This window comes from Aestuariibacter salexigens DSM 15300, assembly GCF_000429145.1.
Classification (GTDB): domain Bacteria; phylum Pseudomonadota; class Gammaproteobacteria; order Enterobacterales; family Alteromonadaceae; genus Aestuariibacter; species Aestuariibacter salexigens.
The window spans coordinates 95,038-109,568 of record NZ_AUBH01000005.1; the positions used below are offsets into that span (position 1 = coordinate 95,038).

General features: G+C 48.9%; 16 protein-coding genes. 8 read left to right on the top strand and 8 right to left on the bottom strand.

What is annotated here, in order from left to right:
• Positions 1-10: 10 nt before the first annotated feature.
• Both G441_RS0109265 and G441_RS0109270 read right to left on the bottom strand, forming a co-directional pair.
• Positions 11-553, bottom strand: coding sequence for a DUF1285 domain-containing protein (locus G441_RS0109265; protein ID WP_026376098.1), 543 nt, complete (start codon positions 551-553; stop codon positions 11-13).
• Positions 540-1,421 (bottom strand): DUF3014 domain-containing protein, encoded by an 882-nt coding sequence (locus G441_RS0109270; RefSeq protein WP_026376099.1) that lies wholly within the window; start codon positions 1,419-1,421, stop codon positions 540-542. Before G441_RS0109270 ends, G441_RS0109265 begins: the two co-directional genes overlap by 14 nt.
• Positions 1,422-1,619: 198 nt before the next feature.
• Between G441_RS0109270 and G441_RS0109275 the strand changes: the two genes are divergently transcribed.
• Genes G441_RS0109275 through G441_RS0109285 form a run of 3 tightly spaced genes read left to right on the top strand, consistent with a single transcriptional unit; the run spans position 1,620 to position 3,669 of the window.
• Positions 1,620-2,852: a sterol desaturase family protein gene (locus tag G441_RS0109275; protein ID WP_026376100.1), complete on the top strand. Its 1,233-nt coding sequence runs from the start codon at positions 1,620-1,622 to the stop codon at positions 2,850-2,852.
• A gap of 58 nt (positions 2,853-2,910) precedes the next feature.
• The gene (locus tag G441_RS0109280; protein WP_026376101.1) at positions 2,911-3,216 is read left to right on the top strand and encodes a DUF6482 family protein; all 306 of its coding nucleotides are present in this window, start codon (positions 2,911-2,913) and stop codon (positions 3,214-3,216) included.
• A gap of 57 nt (positions 3,217-3,273) precedes the next feature.
• The gene (locus tag G441_RS0109285) at positions 3,274-3,669 is read left to right on the top strand and encodes a hypothetical protein (RefSeq protein ID WP_026376102.1); all 396 of its coding nucleotides are present in this window, start codon (positions 3,274-3,276) and stop codon (positions 3,667-3,669) included.
• Here G441_RS0109285 and G441_RS0109290 read toward each other — a convergent pair.
• The 4 genes from G441_RS0109290 to G441_RS0109305 form a co-directional block, all read right to left on the bottom strand.
• Positions 3,655-4,977 carry an ABC1 kinase family protein gene (locus tag G441_RS0109290; RefSeq protein ID WP_026376103.1) on the bottom strand — a complete coding sequence of 441 codons (1,323 nt, stop codon included), beginning with the start codon at positions 4,975-4,977 and terminating at the stop codon, positions 3,655-3,657. The genes G441_RS0109285 and G441_RS0109290 overlap by 15 nt on opposite strands.
• A 56-nt stretch (positions 4,978-5,033) precedes the next feature.
• The gene (locus G441_RS0109295) at positions 5,034-5,306 is read right to left on the bottom strand and encodes a hypothetical protein (RefSeq protein WP_026376104.1); all 273 of its coding nucleotides are present in this window, start codon (positions 5,304-5,306) and stop codon (positions 5,034-5,036) included.
• A 75-nt stretch (positions 5,307-5,381) separates the two neighbouring features.
• On the bottom strand, positions 5,382-5,876 hold the full coding sequence (locus tag G441_RS0109300) for a DUF6702 family protein (protein ID WP_034474767.1): 495 nt from the start codon (positions 5,874-5,876) through the stop codon (positions 5,382-5,384).
• Positions 5,873-8,290 (bottom strand): M1 family metallopeptidase, encoded by a 2,418-nt coding sequence (locus tag G441_RS0109305; protein ID WP_034474768.1) that lies wholly within the window; start codon positions 8,288-8,290, stop codon positions 5,873-5,875. Before G441_RS0109305 ends, G441_RS0109300 begins: the two co-directional genes overlap by 4 nt.
• 183 nt (positions 8,291-8,473) lie before the next feature.
• On the opposite strand from G441_RS0109305, the gene proB reads away from it, so the two are divergent.
• Genes proB through G441_RS0109325 form a run of 4 tightly spaced genes read left to right on the top strand, consistent with a single transcriptional unit; the run spans position 8,474 to position 12,077 of the window.
• Positions 8,474-9,571, top strand: coding sequence for a glutamate 5-kinase (proB, locus tag G441_RS0109310; protein ID WP_026376107.1), 1,098 nt, complete (start codon positions 8,474-8,476; stop codon positions 9,569-9,571).
• Between the two features lie 18 nt (positions 9,572-9,589).
• On the top strand, positions 9,590-10,840 hold the full coding sequence (locus tag G441_RS0109315) for a glutamate-5-semialdehyde dehydrogenase (RefSeq protein WP_026376108.1): 1,251 nt from the start codon (positions 9,590-9,592) through the stop codon (positions 10,838-10,840).
• Complete coding sequence (locus G441_RS0109320) at positions 10,837-11,136, top strand: hypothetical protein (RefSeq protein WP_026376109.1); 300 nt, start codon at positions 10,837-10,839, stop codon at positions 11,134-11,136. Before G441_RS0109315 ends, G441_RS0109320 begins: the two co-directional genes overlap by 4 nt.
• Positions 11,133-12,077 (top strand): D-2-hydroxyacid dehydrogenase, encoded by a 945-nt coding sequence (locus G441_RS0109325; RefSeq protein ID WP_026376110.1) that lies wholly within the window; start codon positions 11,133-11,135, stop codon positions 12,075-12,077. The genes G441_RS0109320 and G441_RS0109325 overlap by 4 nt, the downstream gene beginning before the upstream one ends.
• Here the strand turns inward: G441_RS0109325 and G441_RS19285 are convergent.
• The gene (locus tag G441_RS19285) at positions 12,050-13,153 is read right to left on the bottom strand and encodes a TonB family protein (protein WP_051275459.1); all 1,104 of its coding nucleotides are present in this window, start codon (positions 13,151-13,153) and stop codon (positions 12,050-12,052) included. The genes G441_RS0109325 and G441_RS19285 overlap by 28 nt on opposite strands.
• 198 nt (positions 13,154-13,351) lie before the next feature.
• Here G441_RS19285 and G441_RS0109335 point away from each other — a divergent pair, with 198 nt between their 5' ends.
• A complete protein-coding gene (locus G441_RS0109335) occupies positions 13,352-14,260 on the top strand; it encodes a DMT family transporter (protein ID WP_026376111.1) in 909 nt (302 codons plus the stop codon).
• Here the strand turns inward: G441_RS0109335 and G441_RS0109340 are convergent.
• Positions 14,247-14,516, bottom strand: coding sequence for a hypothetical protein (locus tag G441_RS0109340; RefSeq protein ID WP_026376112.1), 270 nt, complete (start codon positions 14,514-14,516; stop codon positions 14,247-14,249). The two genes, G441_RS0109335 and G441_RS0109340, sit on opposite strands and share 14 nt — an antisense overlap.
• Between the last annotated feature and the right edge of the window lie 15 nt (positions 14,517-14,531).

The following is a 14,531-nucleotide window of genomic DNA, read 5'->3' on the forward strand; positions in this document are numbered from 1 at the left end:
TAATCGCTGACTAGTTTGGAATAATTCCGAGACTAAATTGATAATCACCGCTTTTGACCAGCAGGTGTACGGCATCGTCTTTTTGCGTTAACTGACCCTGCTCAATGAGTTGGTAATAGACGTTTTGATGCAGTCGAGCCCATAAATTATCGCGCACTAATACGTAGGGTATGAGTGTGTCACCAGATGGGTCTTCACGAAGCTCAACCGGATGTTGCTCGCCTACAATGAAGCGGTCTTCAGTAAGCGTGTTGAAGACCAAGTGGCCATCCACCCAGTCCCAGGTTGATACGACAAAGGGGACGTCCTCTACGGTAATCCCCACTTTTTCTACAGGCGTGACTAAAAAATAGGTATCGTCCTCTTTGCGCAATACCGTACTGAACAGTTTAACCAGTGCTTTTCGGCCAATTGGCGTGCCCATGTAGTGCCAGCTGCCATCACGTTTAATAAGCATGTCGATATCACCGCAAAATGCCGGGTTCCACTTGGAAACCGGCGGCAGTGATTTATCTTCAGCACTAAGTTGTTTTTGCAGCCTAGCGAGATCCATTGGCTTCCAGCGCTTCCTGAAGCTCGCGCAGTTTGGCTTTGATGCGGCGCATGTTATCTGGGCCTGTACGCAACAATTGTTTTTGTGGTCCGGGCAGGTTCTCCAGTCGCTCGTCGCGATATTTATACATTACGCTGTCGGTATACACTTCAACAGGCACAGGTACCTCAGGGGTATCGAGCAGGGTATTGATTGCTTCGATGAGCACCTGATCAAAATCGTCGTCCGGGTCACCAATTTCAGCGTAGTATTCTTGCAGCGTTGGTTTATACATTGCGTATAAGCCAAGCAGATCTTCACTGTTCATCGACTCCAGTGCTTCGACGTAGGGCGTATAGCGCTTGTAGCTAGCGGCATCAATCCACTCTTTGTCGGCTTGCTGATAGATACGGAATTCTTTCATTGGCGGTTGTAGCAGGCGATGATTTGGCGCCATATTTTCTTGTCTGAGATTTTCCGCTGTGACCGCTAAACGACGCAACAAGTCGTCATTTACCAGCAGTCGACCGACCATTTCGATACCGCTAATGTCCAACAGCGCGGATTTTACCGCACTATCTGTCACATCAACGGGCTCTGGCTCGGGTATCTCAACAGGCTCTGGCATAGGCGTCGGTTCAGCATCTGCATCAATTACCACGGCCTGTGGCTCTGGCATGGTTTCAACTGGCTCAGGTTCAGGTTGTTCAACAGGCTCTGGCTCAGTTTCCTGCGGCTGTTCGACGACAGGCTGTGGCGCAACCAACGTCTGAGGTTCTGGCTCATCATCGGATGGCCACAAAAATACCGCCATTAACACGACGATAAGCACCACGGCGATGGCAATATGCGGCAACATACTTTTTGACGGGCTGGAAGTTTCAGTCATAGTGGCTCCGTAACAGCACAAATACTTTGTTATAAAACGTCTTATGGGGATTAGTATAGACATTACAATACAAGCATTGTTCGACTTTGTTAAATCCAGCTAATTTGCAGGGCAAATATACGCGGAGTGTTCACAGGCCCTAAATGATTGTTATAATCTTGTTAAATGCTCCAATGGCTGTGATGACACCCGCGCTTTATGACTATAATTCTGTTTGCCATTCCGTTCTTTTTCCTCTTAATCGGCATTGAGCTGATCGCGGAAAAATGGAAAGGAACGCACTACTATCGGGTTAATGATGCTGTAAATAGCCTGAGCATCGGCGTGTTAAGCCGCATGACCGGCATCTTAAAACAGCTTTTGCCGTTTACACTTTATGTCATTGTCTATGAGCATAGTGCGCTGTATTCCTTCTCGGACAGCCTTTGGGTGTGGGTCGTAGCCTTTGTGTTGTATGACTTTTTCTATTATTGGAATCATCGCTTGGGGCACGAAGTCAGTGTGCTGTGGGCAGCTCACGTGGTGCATCACTCCAGCGAAGAGTACAACCTGACTACCGCATTAAGGCAAACCAGTGGCGCATTACTGACCTGGGTATTTTTCCTGCCTTTGGCTGTAATCGGATTTGACCCCATGATGATCGTGTCGGTGGCGGCGCTAAATCTGGTGTATCAATTCTGGGTACACACTCGGCACGTGCCAAAACTGGGCTGGTTCGAATGGTTTTTTGTTAGCCCGTCCAACCACCGTGTTCATCATGCGCAAAACGAAATCTACCTGGATAAAAATTACGGCGGTGTATTTATTATTTGGGACAGGCTGTTTGGTACATTTCAGGAAGAGCTGGATAGCGAAGCGCCTATCTACGGGGTGCGCAAATCACTTAACAGCTGGAACCCTTTGTGGGCGAATATGCAGGTTTACGGTCAGTTGATTAGTGACAGTTGGCATACAGCCCGATGGCAGGATAAGTTGAGGGTCTGGTTTGGTCGCACTGGTTGGCGCCCCGAAGATGTGGCAGAAAAATATCCAATGCAGCTCAATGACCTGCAAACCTTTAAAAAGTTTGACGTACAGATGGATACTGCGACCAAGTGGTATGCGGTTTTTCAGCTGGCGTTAAGCGTAGTGATTGCCGTGATGTTCATGATTGGTGTGCAGCAACTTACATTGACTGAACAGGTTACGCTGGCTGGCTTTATGATTCTGTCCAGCGCGACCTTGGGCTGGAAGCTGGAAATGCGCCCTATTGCTAACTGGCTTGAAGGTGCAAAAAACCTGACCGTACTCATGGCAGGTATATTCTTACCTGTTGCAACCTGGCTGTCGGTAACGCTTGTCGTACTGTCGGCGATTTGTCTGGTATTGCTGGCCTTGTCCGCGTTAGGTGGCGATCACAGCACACAGGAAAAGTCGCTGCCGGCTGAATGAACTAAGCGCAAATAAAACGCGTAACCTATTAGGTTGTTCAGGTAAACCGGTTGCTCCAATGAAATTCAATTTTTCTGATCTTGTCGGTAAGCAAACAGGGATTGATTTGCTTGAAGTGCAGTCTTTCGAAATGAATGTCTATCTGGTCAAAGTCAGGATAGGCAATGATGAAGGCCTTGTTTATGGCAAAGAGGACAGGCCCATGCGCTTTCATAGCACCCAGCATATTCGAGACGCGTTTGAAAATAACCCGGTAAAAGAGGCCATCATGACTCACGATTCGCCTTACGATGAGATGATCGGCAACCCTCCCAAGGCGAATGACAACATCAGTGTTCCATTTTCTATGACACAGCCTTATTGAACAGCCAGATTGCTGTTACACTCTGACACCTCACGGCTCATTAAATAAGGACGTTTTATGAATGAATCAGAGTACGTCAGTGCGATACTAACCATTCGTGAACAGGTGGGATTTTTATGGAATTTTTACGTTACCGCCTGTGTGTTTCTGATTGGCTGGATCTTTTCTTCAAAAGTCATCTGGAATGAAACCAAGCGAAAAGCCGTCATAGGGCTTTTCGTGGCCTTCGCGTTGATGAATTTATCTGCAATTTACGATGAATACAGCCTGTTATCCGCCGCTACCGGACAATTAGCGCAAATGAGCAGTCCCCAGGACAGGTTTCTCAGCACGTTGGCAACTGATTCTGGTATGGGCGCGTTTCTCGCTTCCGTGCTTCACCTCGGAGCAGATGTCTTTATCATTTATCTGATTAATTTACGCTGTCGTTCTGAACAATCACACAGTGAATAGAAGCTGCTCGGCGATTTTTCGGACATTCAGATTAGCTTTTAGCTTGACCGCTAAAAGAAATAGGCCACCTATTTTTCGATGCAGAAATATGCAGTCAGCGGGTGGTGCCTCCCAGAAATCATGCTCAAAGGTAAGTTTTAACCCCTCTTCACGCATCCGGTCAGCCAGATCTGTTGAGCCAAAATCATATTTTGCATCCTGGTGCAATGATTCGCAGGCTTGGTAACAAAGCTGTGTAATGCAGTCCTGTATGTCAGCAGGCGTGCTCGTATCAAAGAAACCGATCTGCAGCGCCGCCTCCTTAATGCTCGGTAAATCCTTGTCTAATACGCCTAACACAAGCTGGCGATAGCCACTGACCATTTCTTCAGTTAAGGATCTGGCTGCGCCAAAATCCAGCAGCACCACAGAATGAGTGTCTTCGTCGTACTGAAAATTAGCAAAGTTGGGGTCAGTCTGTACGAATTGATAGTCGAATACTTCTCTGAACAGCAATTCAAACAGCACACTGATTACATGATTTCTGGTTGCCTCAGAGTCTTCTGCCAACGATTCAATCGGCACACCTTTCATGTACGTCATAGCAAGTACATTCTTGTCACATAGTGGCAGGTAAGGCGTGGGCAGTGTCAGATATTCTGTATCAGCAATGAATTCGGAGAAGGTTTGCAGGGCTTGGGCTTCTTGCTCATAGTCTGCCTCGCTGTGAAGCTGGGCTTTGGCTTCTTCAAGCAGTGGCCCATAGTCTATGCCTCTGGGTAACAGTCCGGATAACTTAAGTAACGTTGCGACATTATCGACATCACTGTTAATACTCTTTCGAACGCCCGGATATTGTATTTTTATTGCCAGTTCAGTGCCGTCCATGGTGATGGCGCGATGCACCTGACCAATAGAAGCTGCAGCAATCGGCGCAAAGCTGAAATAAAGGAGGTCATCCTGCCAGTTTTCACCGAAGGACTCGCATAGCACGTGGCGAAGCTGTTTTTCTGGCATGGGGTCGGCATCGGCTCGAAGACGGCCCAAAATGTCGGTCAGAGCTTCAGGCAGCAAGTCGCCACCTTCCATGGATAATAGCTGACCGACCTTCATAGCAGCGCCTCGCAGATGCGCTAACTGGTCTGCAATACGCTTTGCGTTTGCCGGGGTGAGCAGTAAGTCTGATGCTTTGGGACGCTGACCTCTGGCTAGCTGACTGGCACCCTCAAACAGCATATTGCCCGCCACCCGCGTGGCCATGCCTCCAAGCTTGGTGAGTCGGCTGAGACGTCCTGTGGGTACGCGTCGCTGACTGCGTTTGTCACTCACATCATACGCCCGTTTGTGATGGTGTGGTGTTTATACGCAGACACAACCGCTCAGGATTAGACAACAAATAGCGGCGCCAGGATAAACACAGTAATGCCTATCGCACTTCCTACCGCAAACCCTATTCCGCCGCTCTTTCCGAGATAGCGAAACAGGGTCCAGCAGAATAGTCCCATCCATAACATTATGCTGTAGATAGAACTTAAAGGCGCCGCAGCGGAATGGGCAACATCGCTGGAGAACATACTGGCGATAACGACCAATGCCATGCAGCCTGTCAGCCAGACCCATATCAGGCGTTTCGGTTTTTCATTTAGAGCGTCAGTCATGGGGGCAATCAAATTGAGTCAAGGTGGCTTATGGGTAACATAAAACCACCTCAATTGAACAGTGAGACTTTAGCCTTAGAACGTCACAGTCTGGGCTGGCTGCTGGGCGCTAAACTGTCTGGTTTGCAGATCTCCTCTGCCTTCAACGTTGACGGTGTTAAGTTGGGCCGGCCATATTTCGGTCAATGCAGTAAAGGTAATGCGCATACTGTCAAGTGTTTCGGGTATCGCCGTCTCCTGATACACCCAGATATGCTTACCATCGATTTCTGAGCCCACTAGCCGTGGTTTGACTGCACTTCCGTCGAGCTGCAACGCGAAGGTGTCTTCTACGTAATGGGTAAACTGGCCAAGCGTGCTTTCATCGACAAGAAAGTCGGCCTCTTTACCAAATAGTACTTTAACCGCATGTTCAGCGTCATGCAGATTAAAACGGTGCATGATTTCAATATTACCGGTGCGCTGATTGAATAATACTTTGCTGATGGCTGCTTTTTGTTGATGGGCAAAGCTGGTGGCTGACATCACTATCAGCCCCAGTACAGCCATGATTTTTGCGACGCGTATCATTCGTCTTTATCGTCCTTCAGCTCGGTTTTGATGTCCTGCATGATATCGCGATACACCTTGCCCGAACGTGGCTTGGACTTATAGGCCTCAATCCTCGAAGGAATGATACGGCGTGGGTAATGATTGTTTTCCACGTCAACGTCAGCGGTTTCCCAACGCGGGTCGACGACAACATCTGTCAGCACCTTGTCTTTTTCGGTGACGATGAGTTTGCTTACGGATTTAGGTGAACGTCGCCAAATCTCAGCAGGAATGCGCATCATCTCCTTGCTGCCGTCTGCAAAACTTAGTTCAAGAATGATTGGCATCACCAGTCCGCCAAGATTGGAAAACTGCAACACATAATAATTCTTGTCTTCACTAACCGCGCGGTCAAAAACCCGGCGTTCCCACGGCTCAAGACCATCCAAAAATGACTGATAGCTATTGCGTTCCTTATTGGTCACCGTGAAGCGGTCGTTTTCATCGTAAAAGTCAGTAATGTCGGGATTACGCTCAATCCACAGGCGTTTTCCTTCCTGTGCATTACGTTCAACCGTGAGTGACAGCGGCTTATCCAGTTCAACCTGTCTCTCGCGAGCAAAGTCAATATCTGGGTCTTCGGTATCCAGACGTAATTGATAGACTCTGTCTATTGAGATATCGACGTGATCGGTCGAGTAAAACCAGCCGCGCCAGAACCAGTCCAGGTCAACGCCGGATGCTTCTTCCATGGTGCGGAAAAAGTCTGCAGGTGTCGGGCGCTTGTACATCCAGCGCTGGGCAAATTCTTTAAACGCAAAGTCAAACAGCTCGCGGCCCATGATGGTCTCACGCAGAATGTTCAGCGCTGCTGCGGGTTTGGTGTAAGCATTCGGGCCAAGGCGCAACACGGAGTCAGACTGCGTCATAATGGGTACCTGACGCTGTGATTTCATGTAATCCACGATGTCTCTCGGCTCTACGCCCCACGGAATGTCCGGATCCCACTCTCTGCCGGCAACGCCATCCAGGAAGCTATTCAAACCCTCATCCATCCAGGTCCACTGGCGTTCATCGGAGTTGACGATCATTGGGAAATAAATATGGCCAATTTCGTGGATGACCACGCCAATCAGAAAGCGCTTCTCGGCCTGAGAATAGGTGCGCGAACCGTCATCCTGCAATGTTGTGCGCGGGCCATTGAAGGTGATCATGGGATACTCCATGCCGCCTACCGGACCATTTACCGATTGTGACGTAGGGTAAGGGTAATCGAACGAGAACCGCGAATAGACTTCCATAGTGTGGATGATGGACTCAGTTGAATACTTCTTCCACAAGTCACCACCTTCTTTCGGGTAGAATGACATCGCCATGACCAGAGGTTGAACCTCACCACCCTGCTGATAGCCACGCGCGTCCCACATAAACTTGCGTGATGACGCCCAGGCAAAATCACGCACGTTGTCTGCGGCAAAGTGCCAGGTTTTCGTGTCACTGGTGCCTTCTTTTTCGTTTTCCAGTGCTTCTTCTTCTGTAACGATAAACACTGGACGCTCGGCCGTCTCAGCCTGCTTGAGTCGTTTACGCTGCTCGGCGGTTAACACGTCATCCGGGTTTTGCAACACACCAGTTGATGACACAATGTGGTCAGCAGGAACAGTGATCGACACATCATAATCACCAAATTCGAGAGTAAATTCACCTCGTCCCAGGAATTCTTTATTGGTCCAGGCTTCATAATCCGTGTAGGCAACCAGGCGCGGGAACCACTGTGCCAACAGGAATATATCATTGCCTCCTTCTCTGGCATCATCGGGGAAATGCTCATACCCTGAACGCGCGGATACGGCATCTTCTTCTACGATATTAAAGGCAAAATCGAGTTCAAAAGTGACTGACTCGCCTGACGCAAGGGGCTGTGGAAGATCTACGCGCATCAGGGTACCCACCACGGTAAAGGCCAACGCTGTACCGTCTTCCAGAGTGATGTTCGATAGCTGATAACCGAGTTCATTGTCGCTCATAAATTGCTGACGTCTGAGCGTACGAAGGCCGATTTGAGCAGGCTTTTCGGGGTCGTTCTCCAACCCGCCAAAGGTAGTGGTCAACTCGGCCATCGAATCATTCTTGAAAATATTCTGATCGAGTTGCACCCACAAATACTTCAATGTATCGGGGCTATTGTTGTAATACGTGATTTTTTGTTCCGCTTCGAGTCGACGTTGCGCCTCAAGCAAATTCACATCAATATCGTAGTCGACCTTTTGCTGCCAATACTGGTGGCCGGGTTCTCCGGCAGCATTACGATACACGTTGGGAGTAGGAAGCACTTCGTCAAGCTGGCGGAACTTGTCTTCAAAGTCGCCTTTGGTTTGTTTTATTGTGGCGTGCGTAGAAAATGACAATACGACACCGGCGACCAGAGTCGCTACAGACAGGTGTTTTTTCATGATGGGTCCCGACTTCTGTTATGGGGGATATGACGTATAGGGTGTATGCAGTCTACCCGAAGTTCGATCATATTAGTAATTCTGCAACTGTCGCTTATCGCACATTTCACGTCATTGGACGCTTGTTAATCCTGCTGGTTTTCGTACTCTAGGATTACCAATAAAAAGGGAATGCGCTTACGCATGTCATCATTTACCTGGCACCGTGCCGTTATCAAGATTGGCAGTGCGCTCATCGCACCAAATGGGCATGCCTGTACAGCTCAATATTTACAACACATTGCTCGCTTCATCACCGCCAGCCGTGAAAAGGGCAAAGAGGTGATTGTGGTCTCATCCGGTAGCGTCGCCGCAGGTCGTGATTCGATAAAAGTGCGACACCAGCCCTCTATCGCTGAAAAGCAAGCCATGGCATCAATAGGACAAACCCGCATGATGGCTAACTGGGCAGGTTTGTTTTCGTTCCCTTGCGCCCAGGTGCTCCTGACCTATGACGACCTACATAACCGCACACGTTACGTCAATATCAGTAATACGCTGAGAGAATTGCTGACGAATCATGCTCTGCCGATAGTAAATGAAAATGACACGGTGGCGGTCAATGAGCTGAAAGTGGGAGATAACGACAACTTAGCTGCTTACACTGCGCTTGTTGCTCAGGCTGATACGCTGATTATTTGTAGCGATATTAACGGGTTATACGATGCAGATCCCAGAAAGCAACCTGATGCCAAGCTGATCCCAGAAGTAGAGCAGATTGACGAAGATACCTTCAAGCTGGCCGGTGGCGCGGGCTCAAGTGTCGGTACCGGTGGTATGCTGACCAAGCTGCAGGCTGCACATAAATGTATGCAAAGCGGTATTCAAACCTTGATCGTAAATGGCAGAGACGCGCAGGTATTCGACTATTTATCTCAAGGCCAGGTGCCAGGGACGTTGTTTAAGGCTGAAAAAAGTGTGGGGAACGCGAGAGCTAAATGGCTTAAGCACACCCTCAAATCACGGGGTGTGATTGAAATTGATAAAGGTGCAATGAACGCTTTGTTAGAGCGAGGAGCGTCTCTTCTTCCCTCTGGTGTGTTGGAAGTAAGTGGTCACTTTAAAGCTGGTGATGCAGTTGAAATTCACTTCCAGAATGCGGCCATTGCCAAAGGTCTGGCGCAGTACAATGATGCTGAACTGAGTCAGATAAAAGGCTCAAATAGCCGTCATATTAGTAACATGCTGGGTTATAGTGTGGGTGAAGCCATCGTGCACCGTGATGATATGGTGTTACTGTAAAAATAATCGGGTTCAATCATGACGTTTTCTATCTCCGATGCCGCACGCTCTGCGAGACAGGCATCACGCACTATTGCCAGAATGAACGGACAGCAAAAAGACAAGCTGTTAAACAACATAGCGGATAATCTTGATGCTTGTTATCAGGATGTTATAGCCGCCAATCGCAAAGATTTAGATGCAGGCCAGCATAACGGCTTGAGCGACGCCATGCTGGATCGTCTGGCACTGGACGAAACGCGGATTAACGCGATTGCTGATGCGGTAAGAGCAATCGCTGCTCAGCCCGATCCTGTCGGAACCGTTTCCTCTTTGCAGCCAATGGCAAGTGGTATTCGAGTGGGGAAAATGCGCATCCCGCTGGGCGTCATTGCCATGATCTACGAATCACGGCCCAATGTGACGATTGATGCCGCTGCGCTGTGTCTGAAAGCCGGTAATGCCGTTATTCTGAGAGGCGGGAAAGAAGCCCTGCATTCAAATCTGGCGCTGGCAACCTGTATCCACGATGCAATGGATAATGCAGGCGTTAACCCTGCTGCGGTGACCGTGGTGCCTAATCCGGACCGCGCGGTGATGAATGAACTGATGACCTTAAGTGACGACATCGATTTGATCATACCCCGGGGCGGCGAAGGGCTGATCCGCTTTGTCACTGAGCATAGCCGTATTCCCGTCATTCAGCATTTTAAAGGCGTATGTCATCTATACGTGGATGGCATGGGAGACATCGCCAAGGGATTACGCATTCTGGAGAACGGTAAAACGCAGCGCACCGGCGTGTGCAATGCACTGGAAACACTACTGGTTGACGCGAAAATCGCCGACGAGTTTTTGCCTCAAGCCTCGGCAATGCTTGCATCTCACCATGTGAAGGTGCACGCCTGCGACAACAGCCTGAAGTATTTTGACAATGCAACGCGTGCCGATGAGCAGGACTGGCATGCTGAATATCTGGCATTAGAAATCGCTGTGCGTGTTGTCAATGGTCTGGATGCTGCTATCGAGCATATCGATAAATATGGCTCAGGCCATACCGAAGTTATCGTCACGCAGGACGTCAGTCGCGCGCAGCAGTTTACTCAACAGATAGACTCTGCAGTGGTCATGGTCAATGCGTCTTCACGTTTTTCCGATGGCGGAGAACTGGGCTTGGGCGCAGAGATTGGCATTTCGACCTCTAAGCTGCATGCTTATGGGCCAATGGGCGCTGATTCACTGACGACTGAAAAATTTATCGTATTGGGAGATGGAGAGATTAGACAATGACAGAAGCGACACATAAACCGTCCATGCTTAAGCATCCTGCTGCCAGGGTGCTGGTAGTGATAGGTCTTCTCGCCACATTTAGCGGCTGTTTCTATCTTACCGGTTGGGCCTGGTTAGTATCGTTACTGCTGATGCTGGTATTTTTAGTGATGTTTTTCCTATCGCCCATTATTGCGCCTAGTCCAGATAAGGCGCGCGAGGTCGGTCAGCGCCCAATCACCTGGTATCGTTCACCGTTTCCTTATTTCATTTTGCTGGTATTAGGCATTGTGATTGCGACCTTTGTTACGCAATGAAAGCCGCGATCCTCGATCTGGACACGCTGCATCCGGATGACCTGGACTTATCGGCTATGCATACATTGCCGGTAACCTGGCAATGCTTCGACGCCACATCACCTGAGCAAACCATGCAACGCCTGAAAGATGTGGACGTTGTGTTGAGCAACAAGGTAAGGATAGACAGACAGCATTTTGAACAGCATCCCCGGCTTCGCTATGTGGGTGTGCTGGCCACCGGTACTAACAATATTGACCTTCAGGCCGCGCGGGATCATGGGGTGGTGGTCAACAATGTCAACGCCTACGGCACACCCAGTGTGGTGCAGCATACGTTAATGTTGATGCTGCTGCTGGCCGGCAATTACAAAGCCTATCAACAGGATATTGCCGAGGGTGGCTGGTCTGCTTCGTCATCTTTTTGCCTGATGCAGCATCCTATGACTGAGCTTGCCGGCAAGCATTTGGTGATCTTAGGGTATGGAGAATTGGGTCAGGGCGTTGCCAGTGCGGCCAAGGCTTTGGGCATGAAGGTCACTGTGGCAGCCAGTTTACGCGATGACGCCGACGATGACAGACTGCCGCTCGATGTTCTGTTGCCAGAGGCTGACTTCGTCAGCGTGCACTGCTTGTTGTCGGAAAAAACCGAGCGGTTATTTAACGCCGAGCGTTTTTCGTTGATGAAAACAGGGTGTTTTTTTATCAACACTGCGCGCGGCGGTTTGGTCGATGAGTCGGCGCTGCTGGAAGCCCTGCAATGCGGCCATTTGGGAGGTGCTGGACTTGATGTATTGAGTGAAGAGCCGCCACCAGAGGGTCATCCTCTGCTGTCAGCAAGTTTACCAAATCTGATCATTACGCCACATAACGCATGGGCAACAAAACAAGCCAGACAGCGCCTGTTTGACCAGGCGCTGGCTAAGCTGCGAGATCATCTGCCTACTTTGAAGTCCATTTGAACGCTGATATTTTCAGCTTTCACGGGTTCTCCATCTACAAATTTTGGTGCATAGCGCCAGCTGGCTAAGGCTTCTTTAGATACCTTTGCAAAGCTGTCGCTGCCCTTAACATCCAGCACCTTTATGTTGTCGACAAACCCCCCTGGAGTAATATCAAAAGACAGGCGGGCCCATCCTTCTCGCCCCATTCTCGCTGCACTTATCGGAAAGTCAGGCGGCTTGCGATATAGAGGCGTTGGCTCAATGTCATCACTCCACGGTGTCATTTCGCCAATGGCAAGACAATGTTCAGTCGCTTTATCAGATTGCCCCTTATTTTCATATAAGTATACCAATCGAGCATGGGCGCCTAATTCGTATGGGTGACTAAAATCTGTTGCAGGACCGACAATGCTGACCAAACGCTCGTAAATCTCTATCGCGTTATCATACTGCTTTTGTGCCTCATATAACTTGGCCAGATAAAAATGGATGCTAAGCGTGCGGAGATCCTGTTCACCAAGTTTAGATAGCAAACTTTCGTATGCTCGTTTGGTGACATCAATATTCCTTTCAAGCTTTAAAAATCCTGCGCGGCTATCTTGAAGGGTTTTTACGAACTGATACAACAGCCGGCTTTCTAACTGCGGACTTTCGTCAATAAGATCCTCTGCCAATGCCAGCGTCTGTCGTGCCCGGGTCATTTGCTTACGACGAAAACCATCGCCGTTGCTAGACATTAAATAACTGCTGACAAGCAAACGCTGTAGGCTGAACTCATAATATTCTATGCTCTCTTCACCAACCTTATCAGCATACGACTCCGCTATGGCTTCGTATTGTGAGTAGGCGTCTGCATGTTTTTTAATCTGCGCCAGATTATTCCCCAAACTATATTGCAGATTAAGTGTATTGATATGATTTTCACCAAACTTGCTCTTGGCTTCGGTTATCGCCGTTTTCAACAATGGAATGGCTTGTTCGTATTGTTCCTGTTCGTAGGCTTGTTGGTAAGCGGAATATGCGTCGCTGAAGGCGTCAGCTAATGTGGGCGTGGCACTGCATAGCAGCACCAGCAATATGGCTATTTTTTGCATCTTGTTTCCTTGTGCATCTTACTTCACTACAGCTGTGTTGCATTGGCACGTTGCAACATCATCTCGTGATATTTTTTCATGAGACTCGAAAAGACTCTTGAGAATACTATAAAGTGCTCAAACGTTAGGGGTCAACGAGAACTGATGATACAGTACACCGCCTTTCATCTCTGTCACAGTCGCAGGTTTTATTGATTCATGCCTAGCTCTTTTCTCTTTGCAGCGTGCGTGTTGATCTGGGGATCGACATGGCTAGCGATTACTTTCCAACTTGGTGAAGTTGACCCGGGCTTGTCAGTGGCCTACCGCTTTACATTGGCATCTATTCTGCTGGGCACTTTTTGTCTATTGCGCCGTCTGCCCATGCGTTTACCATTGCATATTCACGTCAAAATGGCTGCCGTGGGTTTGAGTCTATACACCCTTGATTACACCCTGCTGTATCAGGCGCAGCAGTACATCGTTAGCGCCGTCGTCGCACTGATGAGTTCATCCATCATTTACATTAACGTGGTGTTAAGGCGGGTATTATTGAAAAAGCCCATTCGTCTGGAAGTTATTGTCGGATCAACACTGGGTATGGCCGGTATTGGACTGATATTCATCCCAGAATTTACCGTATTCAGCGCCACCGACGGACTGGTGTTGGGTATCATACTGGCGATGGTGTCGTTTTTGTTTGCCTCGATTGGCAATGTTGTGTCAGAGCGCATACTGGACCATGGCACGCCGGTCATTCAAATGAACTTTTATGCCATGAGTTACGGGCTAGTGTTTATGTATGGCGGCGCGTTGTTGAGCGGTACGGAATTTGTTCTGCCGGATAGTCAGTCCTACTGGCTGTCACTGCTCTATCTGGCGCTGTTTGGGTCAGTATTAGGGTTTGGCGCCTATATGAAATTGTTAAGCCAGATTGGTTCTGACAAAGCAGCGTACGTGGTCTTGATGTACCCAATCGTGGCGTTGCTGTTGTCGACGCTCTTCGAAGGATACCAATGGCATTGGTTCTCGGCCTTGGGCGTGGTCATCGTGCTGTTTGGTAACGCCATCGCCATGGATAAAATCCCTTTACCCAGGGCGCGCAAGAAAGTCGCTACAGCTGATTGATTTTTTTGTTTAGCTCGTACGCAGGCTCAGTAACAATTTTTTCCAATACCTGAATGCGTTCTTCCAGCGTTTTGATGTACGCGTCCTTGTTACGCACTTTTTCAGCCTCGGCTGCCTGATGCTGTGAAAATGGGTTTTCGCATTTGCCATTGAACCAATCGACGAAACGCAGTCCGTAGCGGCTGTCAGCCCAGCAGCCAAGTAACCATACGGTCATTAATCCGGTAACCAGTAAGACGATAAAAAATGTATCCATAGCGATCTCCTCGAA